This is a genomic window from Absiella sp. AM29-15, from assembly GCF_003434225.1.
GTDB lineage: Bacteria > Bacillota_I > Bacilli_A > Erysipelotrichales > Erysipelotrichaceae > Hoskinsella > Hoskinsella hominis.
Genome location: NZ_QVFL01000030.1, coordinates 1 through 16246 on the forward strand (window position 1 = coordinate 1; position 16246 = coordinate 16246).

Sequence of the window (16246 nt, forward strand, 5' to 3'; positions counted from 1 at the left end):
AGGTACTAGCAATTGGTTTTTTTCTAGTGTCCGTTTTACAGGGTACAGTTTATTTCGCTGGTATGGTTTTAATGATCCTATCAAATTATCACAAATAAGACAAATACCTAATATGACAGGTGTTGTAACTGCAATTTATGATGTTCCAGTTGGTGAACTATGGCCTGTGGATAAAGTAGAATCTATACAAAAAGAATTGAAAAAATACAATTTAGCATTGGAAGTTATAGAATCCTTACCCGTTCATGAAAATATAAAATTAGGAGCATCTGACCGTGATCATTATATTGATATCTATTGCAAGAATATACGCACACTCTCTAAATATGGTATCAAATGTATTTGCTATAATTTCATGCCTGTATTCGACTGGCTTCGAACAACGCTAAATTATAAAAATAAGGATGGAAGTACATCATTAGCATTTTTGTATTCTGATTATATAGAACTTGATAAAAATAATCTTCATCTACCTGGATGGGATGAAAGTTATACACAAGAACAACTACATGATCTACTAGAATCATATAGTAACATTACACATGATACATTATTCAATAATTTAATTTACTTTTTAGATAGAGTTATTCCTGTATGTAAGGAATGTGATATAAATATGGCAATTCATCCAGACGATCCTCCCCTTGACATTTTTCAATTACCTCGCATTATGTCTACTATGGATGATTTTAAGCGTTTATTTAAGGCAATACCTGACTTACATAACGGTATGACTCTTTGTACTGGTTCTCTCACTGCAGGTAGACATAATGATATTTATAAAATTACTGAAACTTTTTCACACGAAGGCAGGATTCATTTTGCCCATTTAAGGAACATTAAACTTTTAGGAAATGATGGCAGTTTTACTGAATGTGCGCATCTTAGTTCTTCTGGGGATATTGATATGTATATGCTTATTAAAATATTAGTGAAAAATAAATTTAAAGGATATGTTCGACCAGATCATGGCAGAATGATTTGGAACGAATCTGGTAATCCTGGTTATGGTCTATACGACCGTGCCTTAGGTGCTGCTTATCTAAATGGTTTATTTGAAGCAGCAAAAAAAGAATTATATTAAGAAAATGAAGACTACCTTAAAATAGTCTTCATTTTACATATAATCAACATAAACCATTGAGATTACATCTTATAATTTAAGCTTTAACATACCGCTGTTTTGAGCTTTTAGGTTTTTCTGGAAGGGTTTGCTTTAATTTACCACTCTCTAAAAGTGGCTGTATAATAAAAGTCATTGTATAATATCTACTCATTCCTGTAAACTCAATTAATTCTTTTCGTGATCGAGGAATCATGCAAAAGCTAATGATATCCTCTTGCATATTCCCCGTTTTATGAAACATCTCATTTTTATATATATTATTCTTAAACACCACTTTAAATTCGCCGTGTTTTACAGAAAAAATAGGCGCTGGTAATCCAGCTTTTTCAAACTCTTTACGTATTGTTGGAATACCAGAATACCTATTTTCTGTTATATTTAGTAATTCAAGAATATTTGCTAATACTGGGTTTCTTGTTTCAGGCCGTACCTTACCTAGAGAATCAATTGATATCTTACCATACAATCCTCCACTATTTACAATTTCCATGCGGTCCCGATACATTTCCAAACGGATAGGCACATTTTCAGTGTGTATACTATAATCTCGATGTATTAATGCATTCAATATAGCTTCACGAACAGCAATAATAGGATACTCTTTTTTATCTTTTCTTACCCCATTTTCATCAACAACAGTTTTAGTACGACTATTTCTACGAACAAAATCGACAGCCAAATCTAACATTTCAGGAATTGACCCTGTGATTCTTTCATTATCAATAAAACGTTCACCGTCTTCACCTATTTCTCCTATTTCAGTCCCTGGTACAACAACCGCAGTAATACATAATTGTGGAAAATAGGCTTGTGGATATTTAGAAAAAACCATTGTTCCAGCTAAAGTAGGAACGCCATCATTAAACACTCCCATTAATTCTAAAATTTCTTCATCAGAAACATTATTTGAGAAATTCTTTCGCTCTTTTTTTACTGAATAAAGATACTTATCCAATTGTTCTTGATCAAAGTACTTAATTTTAGCATCTTCTACAAGTCGTATATCATCTTTAATTCTTTTTCTAAAAGCCTCATAACTATATATCTCGTATTCATTCATCAATTCATCTGAATCGCCAATACGGACATAAGATCCCTTAATTCTCCCAACACCTTTATAAAATACAGGTCTTTCTGATATATCTACCCCTGGAATTTCTGCAGATACAACAAGCTTATCGTTAATTTCACACACTGTGAATAAAGCAAGAACTCTAGGTTCCATTTGTTTACATTGTTCTGTTACTTTTTTTTGTAAGTCTTGTACATCATATACTCCCACTATATCATATCCTTTGCTTTCATCAATTCCAAAAATAATGATTCCTCCGTCATCCTGATTGGAAAAAGATGATAACGTATCAAATAATCTTGTAGGACAACCCTGATGCGCTGCTTTTAATTCTACACATTGCTTTTCTGTTTTTTGTCGCTTAATTTCTTCAACCATTATTTTCAATTCTTCTGCTTGCATACATATCACCACTTTCATATTTTTATAAAATTTTAACAATATAGCAACATTTTGTCAACACTTTCCCATATTTTTGACAACTTATATTTTAAAAAAGCAATAAAATTCATTTATTTTGGCAACAAATTTAATTTTTAAACAAAGTTTGAATATTCTACTAAAAATCAAATTTATATAATAATAAACAAGTGCCTGGAATGCTATCTTCCTCTATTTCACTTTTTTATGCTATAATGAAAACTATAATAATATGGAGGTAAGTGCTATGTTAAAAAGTGATGGATTTAATCTATGGGCAAACGCTTACGATAAAAGTGTGAATCTTAGTGAAGAAGCAAACGAATATCCCTTCGCTGGCTATAAAGATGTATTAGGTACCATCTATCAAATCATCAAAAAAGGTAATGGGAATAAAATATTAGATATAGGCTTTGGCACAGGGATATTATCTAAAAAATTATATGATGATGGCTGTGATATTTATGGCATTGATTTCTCTGAAAAAATGATTGAAATAGCGAAATCAAAAATGCCAAATGCTGCATTGATACAATATGATTTTACAAAAGGGCTTCCTGATAGTATCATAAATGAAACATTCGATTTTATAATTTGCACATATGCAATCCATCATTTAGATCATCCACAACAAGTCGCTTTTATTCAAAAGTTATTACAACTTCTCACAAAAAATGGAGCCGTATTGATTGGTGATGTTGCTTTTCAAACACAAAATGAATTGGAAAAATGTAAAAAGGAAAGTGGCAATCTATGGGATCAAGATGAAGTATATCCGATTATTGATCAATTCAAAGCTGATTTTCCTAATATGGAGTATCAACAAATCAGTTTCTGTTCAGGTGTACTAATATTCAAACAATAATCGCTTCAATGATATGCAAAAAAATCCCGATTTGGGATTTTTTCTTATAAATATGCGAAGCAATAGTTCAATACAAACAAGAATAACGCAAGAACACCACCAAGCAGAAGGAAACAAGTATAACGTTTATCCGCTTTTCTCATCGTTAGAATACCTGCGATTATAATTCCTGCTAATGGTGAAAAATAGCCAATCAACAGACACAATGCCAGTAACGCCTGTGTTTTAAGTGATGCTGAAGATATATTCAGCATCCCCTGTTTCAATTGCTGAAACAACATTCCTATACTCTTTTCCATACTACTTCAATTCAGGCCAATATTCTTTATTTACTTCAAAATAATCGTCAAGGATTGCTTTCGCAACATCAGTATCATTGACACAACGATTTAATGTTAGTGCATTCCATGCTTTCTTATAGCTTCCTTCAAGGCATGCATCTACCGTTAATTTTTCATATGCGAATTGATTTTCTAACAGCCCTTTCTGGAATGTTGGGATTTCACCGATATTTAAAGGTTCTACACCATTAATACCTACATGACATGGAACTTCTACCATCATACCTTCTGTTAAGTTTGAAATAATACCTGTATTTTCTGTCATACATAAGAATACATCTCCAGTATTATTTGCGATAGCTGTTGCCAAGTCCACGATATAACCAGCATGTCCATCAGCCAATTCATCTGGTTTTGGCTCATATTTGGTGCCTTTTAATTTACCTTCTGCGATTACTTCATCTAACATCGCGAATGTTTTCTTTTCTGGTCCATCCATAACTTCATTTGCACGTGTATAATTAGAATCTTCATGTTCTACAATGTGCTTTGGATACAGGTAATATTGTAAATAGGTATTTGGTAAGTAATCCTCATAATCCTGAATCATTTTACTCATAAATTTGAATGTATCCATCCAGCTTTTATCTGTAGGATGTAAATCACCTACAGCTGCCATTGGTGTCTTAAAGAATTCATGTAATCTTGGCAAATAATCTTCGCCTGTTTTTTTATCTAAAATCTGAGTAAACCAGCCAAAATGATTTAAACCAAAATAACGTGGTTCAATTTCATCTGGACGTTTTCCTAAAGCTTTTGCATAGAATCCCATGATACCAATTGGCATATCACAAATATTAATGATACGGAAATCATCTTTGAAGATTCGTTTTGTTGCTTCTGCGACAATCGCTGCTGGATTAGAATAATTTAATACCCATGCTTCTGGTGAATATTTACGAATATCTTTGATGATATCACATACTGCTGGGATGCTTCTCATACCATAAGCAAAGCCTCCGGCTCCACATGTTTCTTGTCCTAAACAGCCATGACGTAATGCGATTTTTTCATCCATTTCTCTCATTTTCATTCGTCCTGCACGTATCTGCATGAACGCAAAATTGATATCTTCAAATGCCGTTTTGGCATCATTTGTCACAATAATTTCACATTCTGGATAGTATTCTTGAAATAGAATTTTTCCATAAGCGCCTACCTTATCCTGGCGTTCTGCCTCATTATCATATAATGTGATTTTTCTTAATGGGAAGCGGCCTTTTTCCGCAACCAGCATTCTTAGGATTCCCGGTGTATAACGAGAACCTCCTCCTACAATGGATATTGCATATGATGCTTTCATTTTTTATTCCTCCTTATTCTACAATCTGTAATACTTGTTTCACATGCTCACAGACTTTTTGTACTTTCATGCCAATGATAATCTGAACATTATTACCTTTGATCACAATGCCCTGATTTTTATACTCATTAATTTTTGTTTCGTTTACTTTTTCAATATCTTTTACTTCTACACGTAATCTTGTATAACAATTAGAGATAGATTTTATGTTATCTTCTCCACCTAATCCTTCAATAATACAACTGATATTTTCTACTTGTTCAACTGCTGTTTGTTCATTTATTTCTTCTACATCATCTTCACGTCCTGGGGTTTTTAGGTTCAGTTTTTTAATCAGGAATACAAAGATGAAATACCATACAAAGATGGAAACAATACCTACGCCAAAGGTAATATACCATTTTGACAGATTTGCTGGTATGGCGATAATCATAGGGATTGCATTTAAGATACCACTCATCAATTGTAGACGCGCGCCTAATAAGAAGATAATTACCTGGAACAAACCATCCAATACAGAATGTACTAACCACAATAATGGTGATGCAAACAGAAACATGAAATCAAGTGGTTCCGTTACACCAGCAACAACTGCGACAAACAATAATGGCAACAATAAGCTTCTTGTGGCAACTTTTTTCTCGGGTTTTGCGGTTTTGATAAATGCCATGGTAATACCAATGCATCCAAAGATTTTAGAGAATCCATACATCATATATTTCACAGAAGGATCTAGTGCTGTTAAACTTCCAAGATTTCCCATTTCTGCCATCAGAATAGGGTAGCATCCACTAACTGCCTGACCGGCAATTTCTGCAGTACCACCAACTGGTGTAAGTAGGAATGGCATATAGATTAAGTGATGTAATCCTGTAGGAATTAAGAAACGATTTAAGAATCCATAAGTGAATAATCCAGCTGGTCCTGCTTTATTGATGAATACCAGACAAGAGGAAATTGCATCATTTACAAGTGGCCATACATAACACATAACGATTGCAAGAATGGCAGTTGCGAAAATTGAAATGATATAAGCAAGTCTTGAACCACCATAAATTCTTACAACATCTGGGAATTCTTTATCTCCAAATTTGTTAAAGATATATCCTGTTAAACAACCAAGGATAATACCCAGAAAAACTCCCATATCAATACACTGAACACCCAGTACCATTGCCTGACCGGTTCCAGTCAATGATTCAGATTCAACCAGCAGTCCATTGGAAGACAGCCATGCATTATTTGCGTAAATGAAAATCATGAAGGCAGATACTGCAACGATTGCGGCATCTGTTTTTTTATGTTTCGCAAGAGCTGTTGCAATTCCTACACAGAAGATAATAGATAATTGATTGATGCCCCCATTCATCATCAGGTTATAGACAAAGTTACCAATATTTGCGATAAAAGCTGGCATTACATCCATTTTCAGGATAACACCAATAGTTAATAATAGTCCTGTAACTGACAGGAACATAACAGGCTGAATGATCGCTTTTGAGAATACAGACGACAATTCAGAAATTTTCGTTTTCATGTAATACGTTCTCCTTTCAAATACTTCTTTAAGACGCATGCTTTCTTAAGACATCTCCATTATACGGTTTAGAAATTTGTTTACAATACTTTCTCTCAAAGCGTGAACTTATTCACTGATTGATAAATCAATTCAACTTATAAGTGCGTAAAATTTACCAATTTATGGTTTTTTTCAAAAAAAAATGCTAAATAAATAATATTCAGCATCACATTTCTTCATTTTCTTTATAATATTTCTCTATTTCTTCATCATATCGTGCAAACAATATTTCTATAAATATTAATACATAGGCGGTAAAAAAATTAGGATTATAATTATAAAAATTAGATTTTTTATTTCTTAATTCAATTGTTAAATGGGAGTTACAGGCAAGTGGGGAATTACGATTTGATGTAATGGATACAATGTTATAATTATGCTTTCGTGCTTTTAGACATTGTTCCAGCAATACCACACCACTTTCGTTAATGGCAATCAACATTCCTGGTTTTAAGCACCTTGCCTGGTCCAATAGCTGGCTTTTATATGGCATGGCATTAAATCCACGGTGCCATAATTTATCTAAGAGGTATGTTCCCACATAATCACTATCTCCAATAGAGTTTACGATAATACGTTCGTTACGATAATTAATGAGCATATCGCATAATATCTGTACATGCACATCCAATAGATTCTTTTCCATTAAATCAAAATCATCTAATGAAACAGATACTGAATCGGTATATATTCCTGATAAACTGTACCACATTTCATTTAGACCAGAATATCCCAGCTTTTTGGCGACCTTGATAACATAGGAGGGTGCCACATCCACCTTTTCCGCTATCTGTGCCACTGTTTTTTTCTTATGCTGTTTCACGTTCTTTAAAATTTCCTCATATATTCTGTTTTCGGTCTTAGTAAAATTCATTTCATCCATTTTTCTGTACCTCATCATTCGCTTTATCGAAATAATATGTTCGTGAATACTCACTTAATACCATTTCCATCAACATGATGATTTTTGCTTCAAAGAAATCTGCACTCTTATATTCTGTGACTTTAATTTTCACAAAATAATCTACATATTTTTTTGCCCACGTCAATTCAGTATCCGAAAACGCCACGATATAATAGCCTTCTTGTTTTGCCAGTTTCATGATATCTTTTCCTTCAAATGGATGTGTCTTTCTTAAATCAGGAAATAAAGCAACACCTTTGGAAAGATATAAATTCTTCACCATTGCGAAATCATAAGTCGATGGCGCAAACAAATCGAACATCATTAGTTTTCTGGCAATATATGCGCTGAGCATATCATCTCTTCCATAGGAATTTACAAAATTTTTACAGTTTTTAAACCGATATAATATATCTACCAATTCATCAATGCATTCATTTAAATCACGTTCCACCAACGTATCTGCTAATGTAATTTCTGAAAATGCCTTTTTCTTTTGACGATCACTTAATTGATAATACATTTCCACAAAGCCACTATAGCCTAACTTCTTAGAAAATTTTACCACTGTACTCTTTGCTACATGACATTCTTCCGCGATCTGTGCCAGCGTAACTTTTTGATGATCTGCGATTTTCATGTTCAGACAATGCATAATATCTTTTTCTATATCTGTAAGCTTCATCGTATAAACCTCCCAGGTATATTTTTACAACAAAAGCAGTAATATTATATCATATTTGATATAATTCAACTTCCTTAGTTTCAAGCTTTTATATCTTAAATTAATAATTTAATCGTTATATATAAATACATGCTATCCCAAAACAGTCATTTACGACCATGAATATGGGAACCTGATTGCTTAATTCTTTTTCCATTATATAATTTAATTAGAAGGTTTTTAAAATCATTATCCATAAATAAATGATAATAGAATAATATAGGTGATATTTCCCTAATAAAAAGGCTGGTAACATAAAATGAAAAAGAACAAGAAAAAAGTATTTCTAACCATTATCATCATCGCTATTTTCATCGGAATTTTTTTACTATATGCTTTTAATGGAGGCCATTTTTATGGAAAAGATTCAATGGTCAATCTTTACTATTCATTAGATGAATACAAATCAGTTGAACATATCGAATTCTATGATTTTTACGATCCATTAGAATACATTGTGAACGACAAAAAAATTCATATATCTGAATATCAAGATTTAGTGATTATCGTACCAATTACATCAAGGGACCAGTCCTGTACATTCCATATTGTTCATGAAGAAAATGCGAATGATCCTACTGTGCAGTTTTCAAGAGAAGCTGCATCACTAAAAGATCTGGGATATAACAACAAAAAAACTATAGAAAATATTGATGTATATTATGATATCGATTATCCTGAAGACCAACTTCCTCAATATTTCTTCGATTTTCGATTAGATGGTATATTATATACGATCATTGTTGAAGATGAACATCATATGTTTACTAGTGAAGAGATGTTTGACAAAATGCTAGATTATTTTGAAATACAGTTCATGGAAATAAAGTAGTTTCTCAAAAGAAAAAAATTGATATTTTTCACTTCATTACAAGCCTTAGAGGCTATGTTACCATTCTTTCTCGTCATGCTCGTCACCACTTTGGCGAGCATGACGAGAAAGTGACGAGAATAATCATTGCCTCTATAAAAAAGTGTAAACTCAGTTTATTCTGAATTTACACGATCAGGCTATATCTTGATTCCCCAATATATTTTTAAAATCTGATTCTATTTATCTAAAAGAAAGCAATCCTAATCTTTCATTTTACTTACCAAATAGCCTTTCATAAAGACTGTCTGGTGCATCATTTTCTTTTAACTTCATGATTAATTCTTGCGATAATTTCTCTTGCAGCTGTTCGTTAGATATCGGATGTAGCTGCTGACGATCTTTGCATAAATCAAAAATTAAATCACCTTGAGTAAAAGAATCATAATGATTTTTTTTCGGAATTTTTAAAATTGGAAAACCGTTAGCAAAAGGAACATCATAAACTAGTTCAGCCTCTTCTAATTCTGCTTTTTCAAATCCACAATTACCCTTTAATGGCAGCAATGTATATGTTTCTAATGGTTGATTTTCTTTATTGGCAGAGCCTTTCATAAAGACATAAGGTAAACGGACATAATTAACATGTCCTCCATGAATTCCATAAAGAATAGATTCATGAATGTCTATTTTCTTCTCAATCACTTGTATTAATGATTTTCCACACATTTCAACTGTCATTGGTAATGAAAAGAAATCTAAAAGAGTAGCAGGGATATCAATGGTTTGCGTGAGCTGTGGAATCCTTCTAGGTTCTACTTTTGGCAGATGAAGGAAAAAAGGAGTATGAGCAATCTCTTCATATTGAGGTCCTACATTCTTTCCAAGCCAATTATGTTCACCTAGCATAAATCCATGATCAGTATTTACTATTATTAAGGTATCATCCCATAACTGTAAATCTTCTAGTTTATCTAAGAATTTGCCAAGATAATCATCACACATAGAAAGTAAAGCTGCATATTCTTTTTGTATAGTGACAAAATCTTGTTTATCACTTATTAAAGTAGACACTTGCTGATAAACAGGCCAATTTAAAATATCTTCATCTGTAGTATCTGTATACAGTTTTCGATAATTATCCATAGCGATAAAAGGCTCATGTGGTGAAAAACATTCAACTTGCAAAAACCATTGATCATAGCCGTGATATTTATCTAAAAAGGATAATGCTTTATTAAAAACCTGTGTGATTGGCATGGTATCTTCACCAATTAATTTTTGACGATTATATGCATGCTGAACAACCAGTGTTCCTTGCTGATTTAAGTTATGTTGGCTGATTGATGGTCGATTGCCAAAAATCGGTTCTAAAGGATCTCCTTCTGGACCTCTTATCAACTCCCATGTGGAGAATTGATTATGATAACCAAAACCGCCCATTTCACCATAATGCCAGTGATCAGTTATTAAATGAGTACTAATGCCTTGCTCTTTTAATTCTTTAATTACTGAGAAATCAAATGGTTCCAAAGGTCCCCAATTCCTATGTAAAAAGTTATATTTTCCTGTATGTAAATCTCTTCTCGCCGGAACACAAGGTAAACTTCCACAATAAAAGTTATCGAATGTATGAAACTTTTCATTTAGGCGTTTAAAGTTTGGTGCATAAACCCATTCATTGCCATAGTTTGGTAACATATCTTTAATCAATGTATCAAACATCAACATAATGGCCTTCATGCTATTGAATCTCCTCTTTATAGAATATCACTGTTCCAATAAAAGCTGTAAGAAAAGCAATCGTCACCGCGATAATTGCCCCATAAAATCCTGCATCAATTCCTGTTTCCGCAATGAAATTTGGTATAGCAAATATTCCTCCAGCTAATGGAGTATAAATTTTAGAACCAAAAGCACCTAAAATTCCACCTCCAATCGCGCCACCAACTAGCCCAGCAATAAATGGTCTTTTTCGTGGTAGTGTGATTCCATAAATAGCTGGTTCTGTTACACCGATAAAACACGTAAGTGCCGCAGGTAATGATAATGCTTTTAATTCTGGATCCTTAGTCTTTACAAGTACACCTAAAACAGAACCAGCTGTAGCAAAAGGTGTTCCATACATTAAACACATAATTGGATCAAATCCAAAAATACTAAAATTATTTAATCCAATTGGTGTTAATCCCCAATGTACACCAAACATTACAAATACTTGCCACAAACCTCCCAGTAAAATTCCAGCGACAATAGGATTTAAATCATAACTAGCCTTGATAAAAACACTAATAAGAGAGCTAATCCATGTTATTACGGGACCAACAAATAGGAATGTAATAACCATAGTTATTAATAAGGTTAGCATAGGTACTGCAAACATTTGTAACACTTTTGGTACTATAACTTTCAATTTTTTCTCTAATTTTGCGGCTAAAAAAACTGCAAAAATTATAGGAATCACCGTTTGCGAATAATTCATCAATAAAACTGGAATACCTAATAGCGAAAAATATACTGGCGAAGCAATAACAGAACCATCAAATAAAGTATACAACGGCTCACTATTGCTTAATATGTTAATAAATGCTGGATTTACTAGACATGCTCCGATCACAATTCCCATTAAAGGAGTAAGCTTAAACTTCTTTGCTGCCGTATATCCCAGAACAACAGGGAAGAAATAGAAGAAAGTATTACCAATATTTTGCAATAATATAAACGCGCCATCAGTTTTTTGAATTACGTTAGTAACTGCTAATAAAGATGCCAACCCTTTGATAATACCAGATCCCGCTAATAATCCCAATGTCGGTGTAAAAACACTTGAAATAACATCTAATAATATCGCAAAAATATTTTTATTCTTCTGTACTTCCTCTTCTGACGAATTTGACTGTTTTTCTTCCCCACCTTTTGATTCTTTAAGTAGAGTATCAAAAACACTATAGACTTCTGTAACGTGCGTTCCAATCACTATTTGATATTGACCATTGCTGATCAGAACATTTATAACGCCTTTCATTTTTTTTATGTCATCTGTTTTTGCTTTGTTTTCATCCTTTAGTCTAAGTCGTAAACGTGTCATACAATGTGTTGCACTAATTACATTTTCTGAACCACCAACAAGTTGTAGTAGTTCCCTTTCAAAATTTTCATTTGTTTTCATTTGTTATACTCCTCTGTTTGTTTTATTTGTTTAAAAAGCGCTCTTCGTATGTTATTATACAAGTATATAGTGGTGTTTGCACTACTGATACGAGAAGCTGAAACACGTTTCATGTTTTTGAGAGGAGGATCTATTTTGATAGTCAAAGACATTATTGTTGCTAAATATTCACAACTTAACGATACAGAAAAAATGATTAGCAATTATCTCATCAACCATAGTTCAGAAATACCTACTTTGTCTACTACTGAATTAGCACAAAAAGTTTTCACTTCGAAATCAACTATATCTCGTTTTGCGCAAAAGTTAGGTTTTAGTGGATTCACAGAAATGAAGCATAAAGTCAATTGGTCAAAAAAGCCAAAAGAAAACGAACAAGTTGATACAAAAACCCTGGCCAGTTTATTAACTTCATTTTTAGATTCTGCAACAATTAAGCAAGAGGAACTTTTTTCTGAAATTTTAAAAGCAAAGCGTATCTATATTTTAGGGACTGGAACACAGCAGTCGCATCTAGTAAATACGCTTAGTGAAATTCTTCTAAAACACGGAATCGTCGCCACAGCTTTAACCACTAATCGAACAACTGTTAATAATAAGGCTTTTGAGTTTATTTCATCAGATGATTTATTATTAATATTTTCTCATAGTGGCAATAATGATGATTTAAAAAACGCAGTAATTACATGTGAATTAAATCATCCATCATTAATCTCCTTTGTTTCAACACCAACCAATTGGTTAACTAACCATTCAAATATGTCTTTCACTTTAACTGATTCAGAAAATTGGTTATATCCCCATTATTTTTACTTTGGTTTCTTTAGTATGTTATTAAATTATCTGGATTTATCTCTTACTGAGTATTTATTGCATAAAAATTTGAATAGTAAATCGGATGAATTAAAATAAAATCCATTCTATAGAATAAAGTTTAAAAAGTATTTTCAATAAAACAATATTTAATTAAATATTGCTAATGAAATCTTGACTTCTTACATAAGTGAAGTAAAAACATGATTAATGGAATGTCATAATACATAGTACACTCTGTATCGATTCACTTAGTAAAATAGCATGTCTAGTAGGTATTAATGTAATCTCAGCCTTTTATAACAGGTATACATTATGATATGTCTTTGTTCAAATCATGAATGATGGCATTTTTTCAAATGAAGCAAAACTTGATGATATTTTCTTGATTAAAAGCAGGAAGGATATACCCTTGAAAAGTAAATATGCTTCCTATTTCTCCAACAATGACTTTATATAAAGCATAAATCATATACAATATATAATAACAAGCCAATAATACATACAAAAATTTCAAATAATTTTTTATCATATGATAGTCACCTTTCTTTAAAGGTTATTATAACACTATATAAGCATTATATAAATGATTATTTTATGAATCGCAAAAGGATATCTTTCACATCATTTATTTCTTGTTTAGTAATCCATGTCGATTCTGGATTACTATTTTGAATGAACCCGCTGAACACCGTACCCTCTTTTGTAAAGTGATAAACAATATCTGTAGGCGTTTTTTCTTCAATTGCTTCTTCGGGTGAATCAGGGCTAAACATATACTTTATGAGTTTTATATCAATACCTTCTATTTTCATATCTTTCTGATCCAGTATTTGAGCATCTTTTGATATCTTGGAAACATCCTTATCAATGTAAAACTGACAGTAATATCCATGGATTGTATCTGTGATTTTATAATGGTATGTGAAGGATAATAACGAATCTTTTTCTTTTTGAATCTGATCTTCTCTAATATGATCAAAACTCAATTGGTATTTTTCGTTTAATTCCTCTATCGTCATTTTATTGCTTGTTTGATAAGATGTAAATAATGCATAAAAACCTAGTAAAATTATTATCGCCAAAACAATCCAATATCGTTCTTTAGTTTTCATGGAATCCACCTCTCTTTTTCAACTTTATTGTAACACGCTTGCAGACATTCCTCTATTCTATACAACAAAAAGCTCTAGCATGTCCACTAGAGCTTTTCTAACACATAGTTTTTAATGAACCAGGATACTCCTTGTTCCTCATTGCTTTTTGTTACATGGGTTGCTTTATCCTGAATTTCTTTGGTAGAGTTTCCCATCGCAACACTGTATTTCACCACGTCAAACATACTGGTATCATTATAATTATCCCCAAATACCAATACCTGATCACTGCTTACTTTCATCAGTTCCATCAGCTTCTTTAGTGTATTTCCTTTGGATGCATCAATATGGGTAAGTGTATAGATATCACCTTCAGAACGTACACAATGCGCTTCTTTACAGTTATTGTTGATTTCATCCATGACCTGTTTCATCAAGCTTTCATCGTCATGGATAATGACAACTTTAAATATAGAATGTTCAATAATTTCATGAATGGTTTTCGTTTCAATAATATCACTTTTGCCTTTTAGGCGTTCCATGAATTTTGTCAAGCCTGGGTGTGATCCAACAGGATATACCGCAAAGTTGGAGTATGCAAGGAATGGGATACCCCGTTGTTTCAACAAAGTTAAAGCTAACAGCAGGTCGGAAGAAGACATACTGCATTCATAGATACATCTTCTTCCTTCAAACATATTGGCCCCGTTATTAGTGATATACGGTATGTCCACCTGCAATTGTGACACATAGTCCTGCATAATATGCATATTACGGCCAGAACCAAATGTAAAAGCTATGCCCTGCTCCCTCATGGCTGGTAAAAGAGAGGGCATATCGGAATCGATCTGTTTGTTTTCATCTAATAATGTTCCATCCAGATCGGCTACGATTAACTTAATATTTTCTAATCGTTCCATACATTTTCTACCTTCTTAACGATAGAATCTGCATTTAACTCGTATTTTTCTAATAAGGCATCTGGTGTTCCACTTTCTCCAAAGCAGTCCTGCATACCAATCATCACCATTTTCACTGGTTCATTTTTTACCAATACTTCCGCTATCGCACTGCCTAAACCACCGATCACACTGTGTTCTTCACAGCTGACGATCACTTCATGTTCTTTTGCCAGCTCTTTGATTAGTTCTTCATCGATTGGTTTGATACATGGCATATCTACGACCGTCACTTCTTTGCCTTCAGCTTTTAATGTTTCATATGCACTTAAGGCTTCCTGTACCATCATACCTGTGGCTACGATTGCGACTTTTTTGCCTTTTCTTAGTACATTACCTTTGCCATATGTGAATGCTGTATCATCACTGTATACATCTTCCACATTGCCTCGACCAAGTCTTACATAACATGGTCCTTCTATATCTGCGACTGCTTTGACAATCATCTCTGCCTGTCTGGCATCACATGGATTGAATACTTTCATGTTTGGCATTGCACGCATCAATGCGATATCTTCTACACTTTGATGACTTGCGCCATCTTCGCCTACCGTAATACCAGCATGGGTTGCACATACTTTTACGTTTAACTTAGGATATGCAATACTGTTTCTTACCTGTTCATAGGCTCTTCCTGCCGCAAACATCGCAAAGCTGGATGCATAGACAACTTTTCCACTTGCGGCTAATCCTGCAGCGACTCCCATCATATTGCCTTCTGCGATTCCCATATTGAAGTGATGTTCTGGTCTTGCTTTTTTCGCATCACATGTCTTCGTTGATTTGGTCAGGTCGGCATCTAGTACGATCACATCATCACGTTCTACGATCAGTTCAGCCAGTGCTTTTCCATATGCTGTTCTTGTCGCTACTTTACTCATTGCCTTCACCTTCCAATTCTTTTACTGCCTGTGCACATTGTTCTGCATTTGGTGCACTTCCATGCCATGCGGCGTTGTTTTCCATAAAGGATACACCTTTTCCTTTGATCGTATGTGCTAGGATCATCGTTGGTTTTTCCTTTTCTTTCTTCGCTTCATCAAATGCGAAACGGATATCTTCA

General features: G+C 33.2%; 15 protein-coding genes and 1 pseudogene. 4 read left to right on the forward strand and 12 right to left on the reverse strand.

The window, feature by feature from the left end; all coding sequences use genetic code 11:
• Positions 1–1084, forward strand: a 1084-nt coding sequence (gene uxuA / locus DW761_RS20255; protein WP_317286376.1) for a mannonate dehydratase, incomplete at its 5' end; no start/stop codon positions are given.
• Positions 1085–1160: 76 nt separating this feature from the next.
• Here uxuA and DW761_RS20260 read toward each other — a convergent pair.
• On the reverse strand, positions 1161–2600 hold the full coding sequence (locus DW761_RS20260) for an ATP-binding protein (protein WP_117455969.1): 1440 nt from the start codon (positions 2598–2600) through the stop codon (positions 1161–1163).
• A 265-nt stretch (positions 2601–2865) separates the two neighbouring features.
• Here DW761_RS20260 and DW761_RS20265 point away from each other — a divergent pair, with 265 nt between their 5' ends.
• Positions 2866–3483: a class I SAM-dependent methyltransferase gene (locus tag DW761_RS20265; protein WP_117455968.1), complete on the forward strand. Its 618-nt coding sequence runs from the start codon at positions 2866–2868 to the stop codon at positions 3481–3483.
• A gap of 44 nt (positions 3484–3527) precedes the next feature.
• On the opposite strand, the gene DW761_RS20270 is transcribed toward DW761_RS20265, so the two are convergent.
• The 5 genes from DW761_RS20270 to DW761_RS20290 all read right to left on the reverse strand — a co-directional run bounded on the left by DW761_RS20270 (position 3528) and on the right by DW761_RS20290 (position 8295).
• Positions 3528–3782 (reverse strand): hypothetical protein, encoded by a 255-nt coding sequence (locus DW761_RS20270; RefSeq protein WP_147322659.1) that lies wholly within the window; start codon positions 3780–3782, stop codon positions 3528–3530.
• A 1-nt stretch (position 3783) separates the two neighbouring features.
• Positions 3784–5127, reverse strand: a complete 1344-nt coding sequence (locus tag DW761_RS20275; protein ID WP_117519190.1) for a 6-phospho-alpha-glucosidase — start codon at positions 5125–5127, stop codon at positions 3784–3786.
• 13 nt (positions 5128–5140) lie between these two features.
• A complete protein-coding gene (locus DW761_RS20280) occupies positions 5141–6664 on the reverse strand; it encodes a PTS transporter subunit EIIC (RefSeq protein ID WP_117455961.1) in 1524 nt (507 codons plus the stop codon).
• Positions 6665–6872: 208 nt separating this feature from the next.
• The gene (locus DW761_RS20285; RefSeq protein WP_158552368.1) at positions 6873–7589 is read right to left on the reverse strand and encodes a MurR/RpiR family transcriptional regulator; all 717 of its coding nucleotides are present in this window, start codon (positions 7587–7589) and stop codon (positions 6873–6875) included.
• Positions 7582–8295 carry a MurR/RpiR family transcriptional regulator gene (locus tag DW761_RS20290; protein WP_117455957.1) on the reverse strand — a complete coding sequence of 238 codons (714 nt, stop codon included), beginning with the start codon at positions 8293–8295 and terminating at the stop codon, positions 7582–7584. Before DW761_RS20290 ends, DW761_RS20285 begins: the two co-directional genes overlap by 8 nt.
• A 298-nt stretch (positions 8296–8593) precedes the next feature.
• Here DW761_RS20290 and DW761_RS20295 point away from each other — a divergent pair, with 298 nt between their 5' ends.
• Positions 8594–9166 (forward strand): hypothetical protein, encoded by a 573-nt coding sequence (locus DW761_RS20295; protein ID WP_117455955.1) that lies wholly within the window; start codon positions 8594–8596, stop codon positions 9164–9166.
• A 255-nt stretch (positions 9167–9421) separates the two neighbouring features.
• Here DW761_RS20295 and DW761_RS20300 read toward each other — a convergent pair whose 3' ends face one another.
• Both DW761_RS20300 and DW761_RS20305 read right to left on the reverse strand, forming a co-directional pair.
• Entirely contained in the window at positions 9422–10888 is a 1467-nt protein-coding gene (locus DW761_RS20300) for a sulfatase (protein ID WP_117519191.1), read from the reverse strand.
• A 1-nt stretch (position 10889) separates the two neighbouring features.
• Complete coding sequence (locus tag DW761_RS20305) at positions 10890–12314, reverse strand: PTS transporter subunit EIIC (protein ID WP_117455951.1); 1425 nt, start codon at positions 12312–12314, stop codon at positions 10890–10892.
• A gap of 135 nt (positions 12315–12449) precedes the next feature.
• On the opposite strand from DW761_RS20305, the gene DW761_RS20310 reads away from it, so the two are divergent.
• A complete protein-coding gene (locus DW761_RS20310; RefSeq protein ID WP_158552367.1) occupies positions 12450–13226 on the forward strand; it encodes a MurR/RpiR family transcriptional regulator in 777 nt (258 codons plus the stop codon).
• A 491-nt stretch (positions 13227–13717) separates the two neighbouring features.
• Here the strand turns inward: DW761_RS20310 and DW761_RS20315 are convergent, their stop codons facing one another.
• The 4 genes and pseudogenes from DW761_RS20315 to DW761_RS21575 form a co-directional block, all read right to left on the reverse strand.
• Positions 13718–14242: a hypothetical protein gene (locus DW761_RS20315; RefSeq protein ID WP_117455948.1), complete on the reverse strand. Its 525-nt coding sequence runs from the start codon at positions 14240–14242 to the stop codon at positions 13718–13720.
• Positions 14243–14328: 86 nt separating this feature from the next.
• Positions 14329–15144 carry an HAD family hydrolase gene (locus DW761_RS20320; protein WP_117455946.1) on the reverse strand — a complete coding sequence of 272 codons (816 nt, stop codon included), beginning with the start codon at positions 15142–15144 and terminating at the stop codon, positions 14329–14331.
• A complete protein-coding gene (locus DW761_RS20325) occupies positions 15132–16064 on the reverse strand; it encodes a transketolase family protein (RefSeq protein ID WP_117519192.1) in 933 nt (310 codons plus the stop codon). Before DW761_RS20325 ends, DW761_RS20320 begins: the two co-directional genes overlap by 13 nt.
• Positions 16057–16246: pseudogene (locus DW761_RS21575) on the reverse strand (transketolase); the annotation flags it as partial. The pseudogene DW761_RS21575 and the gene DW761_RS20325, both read right to left, overlap by 8 nt.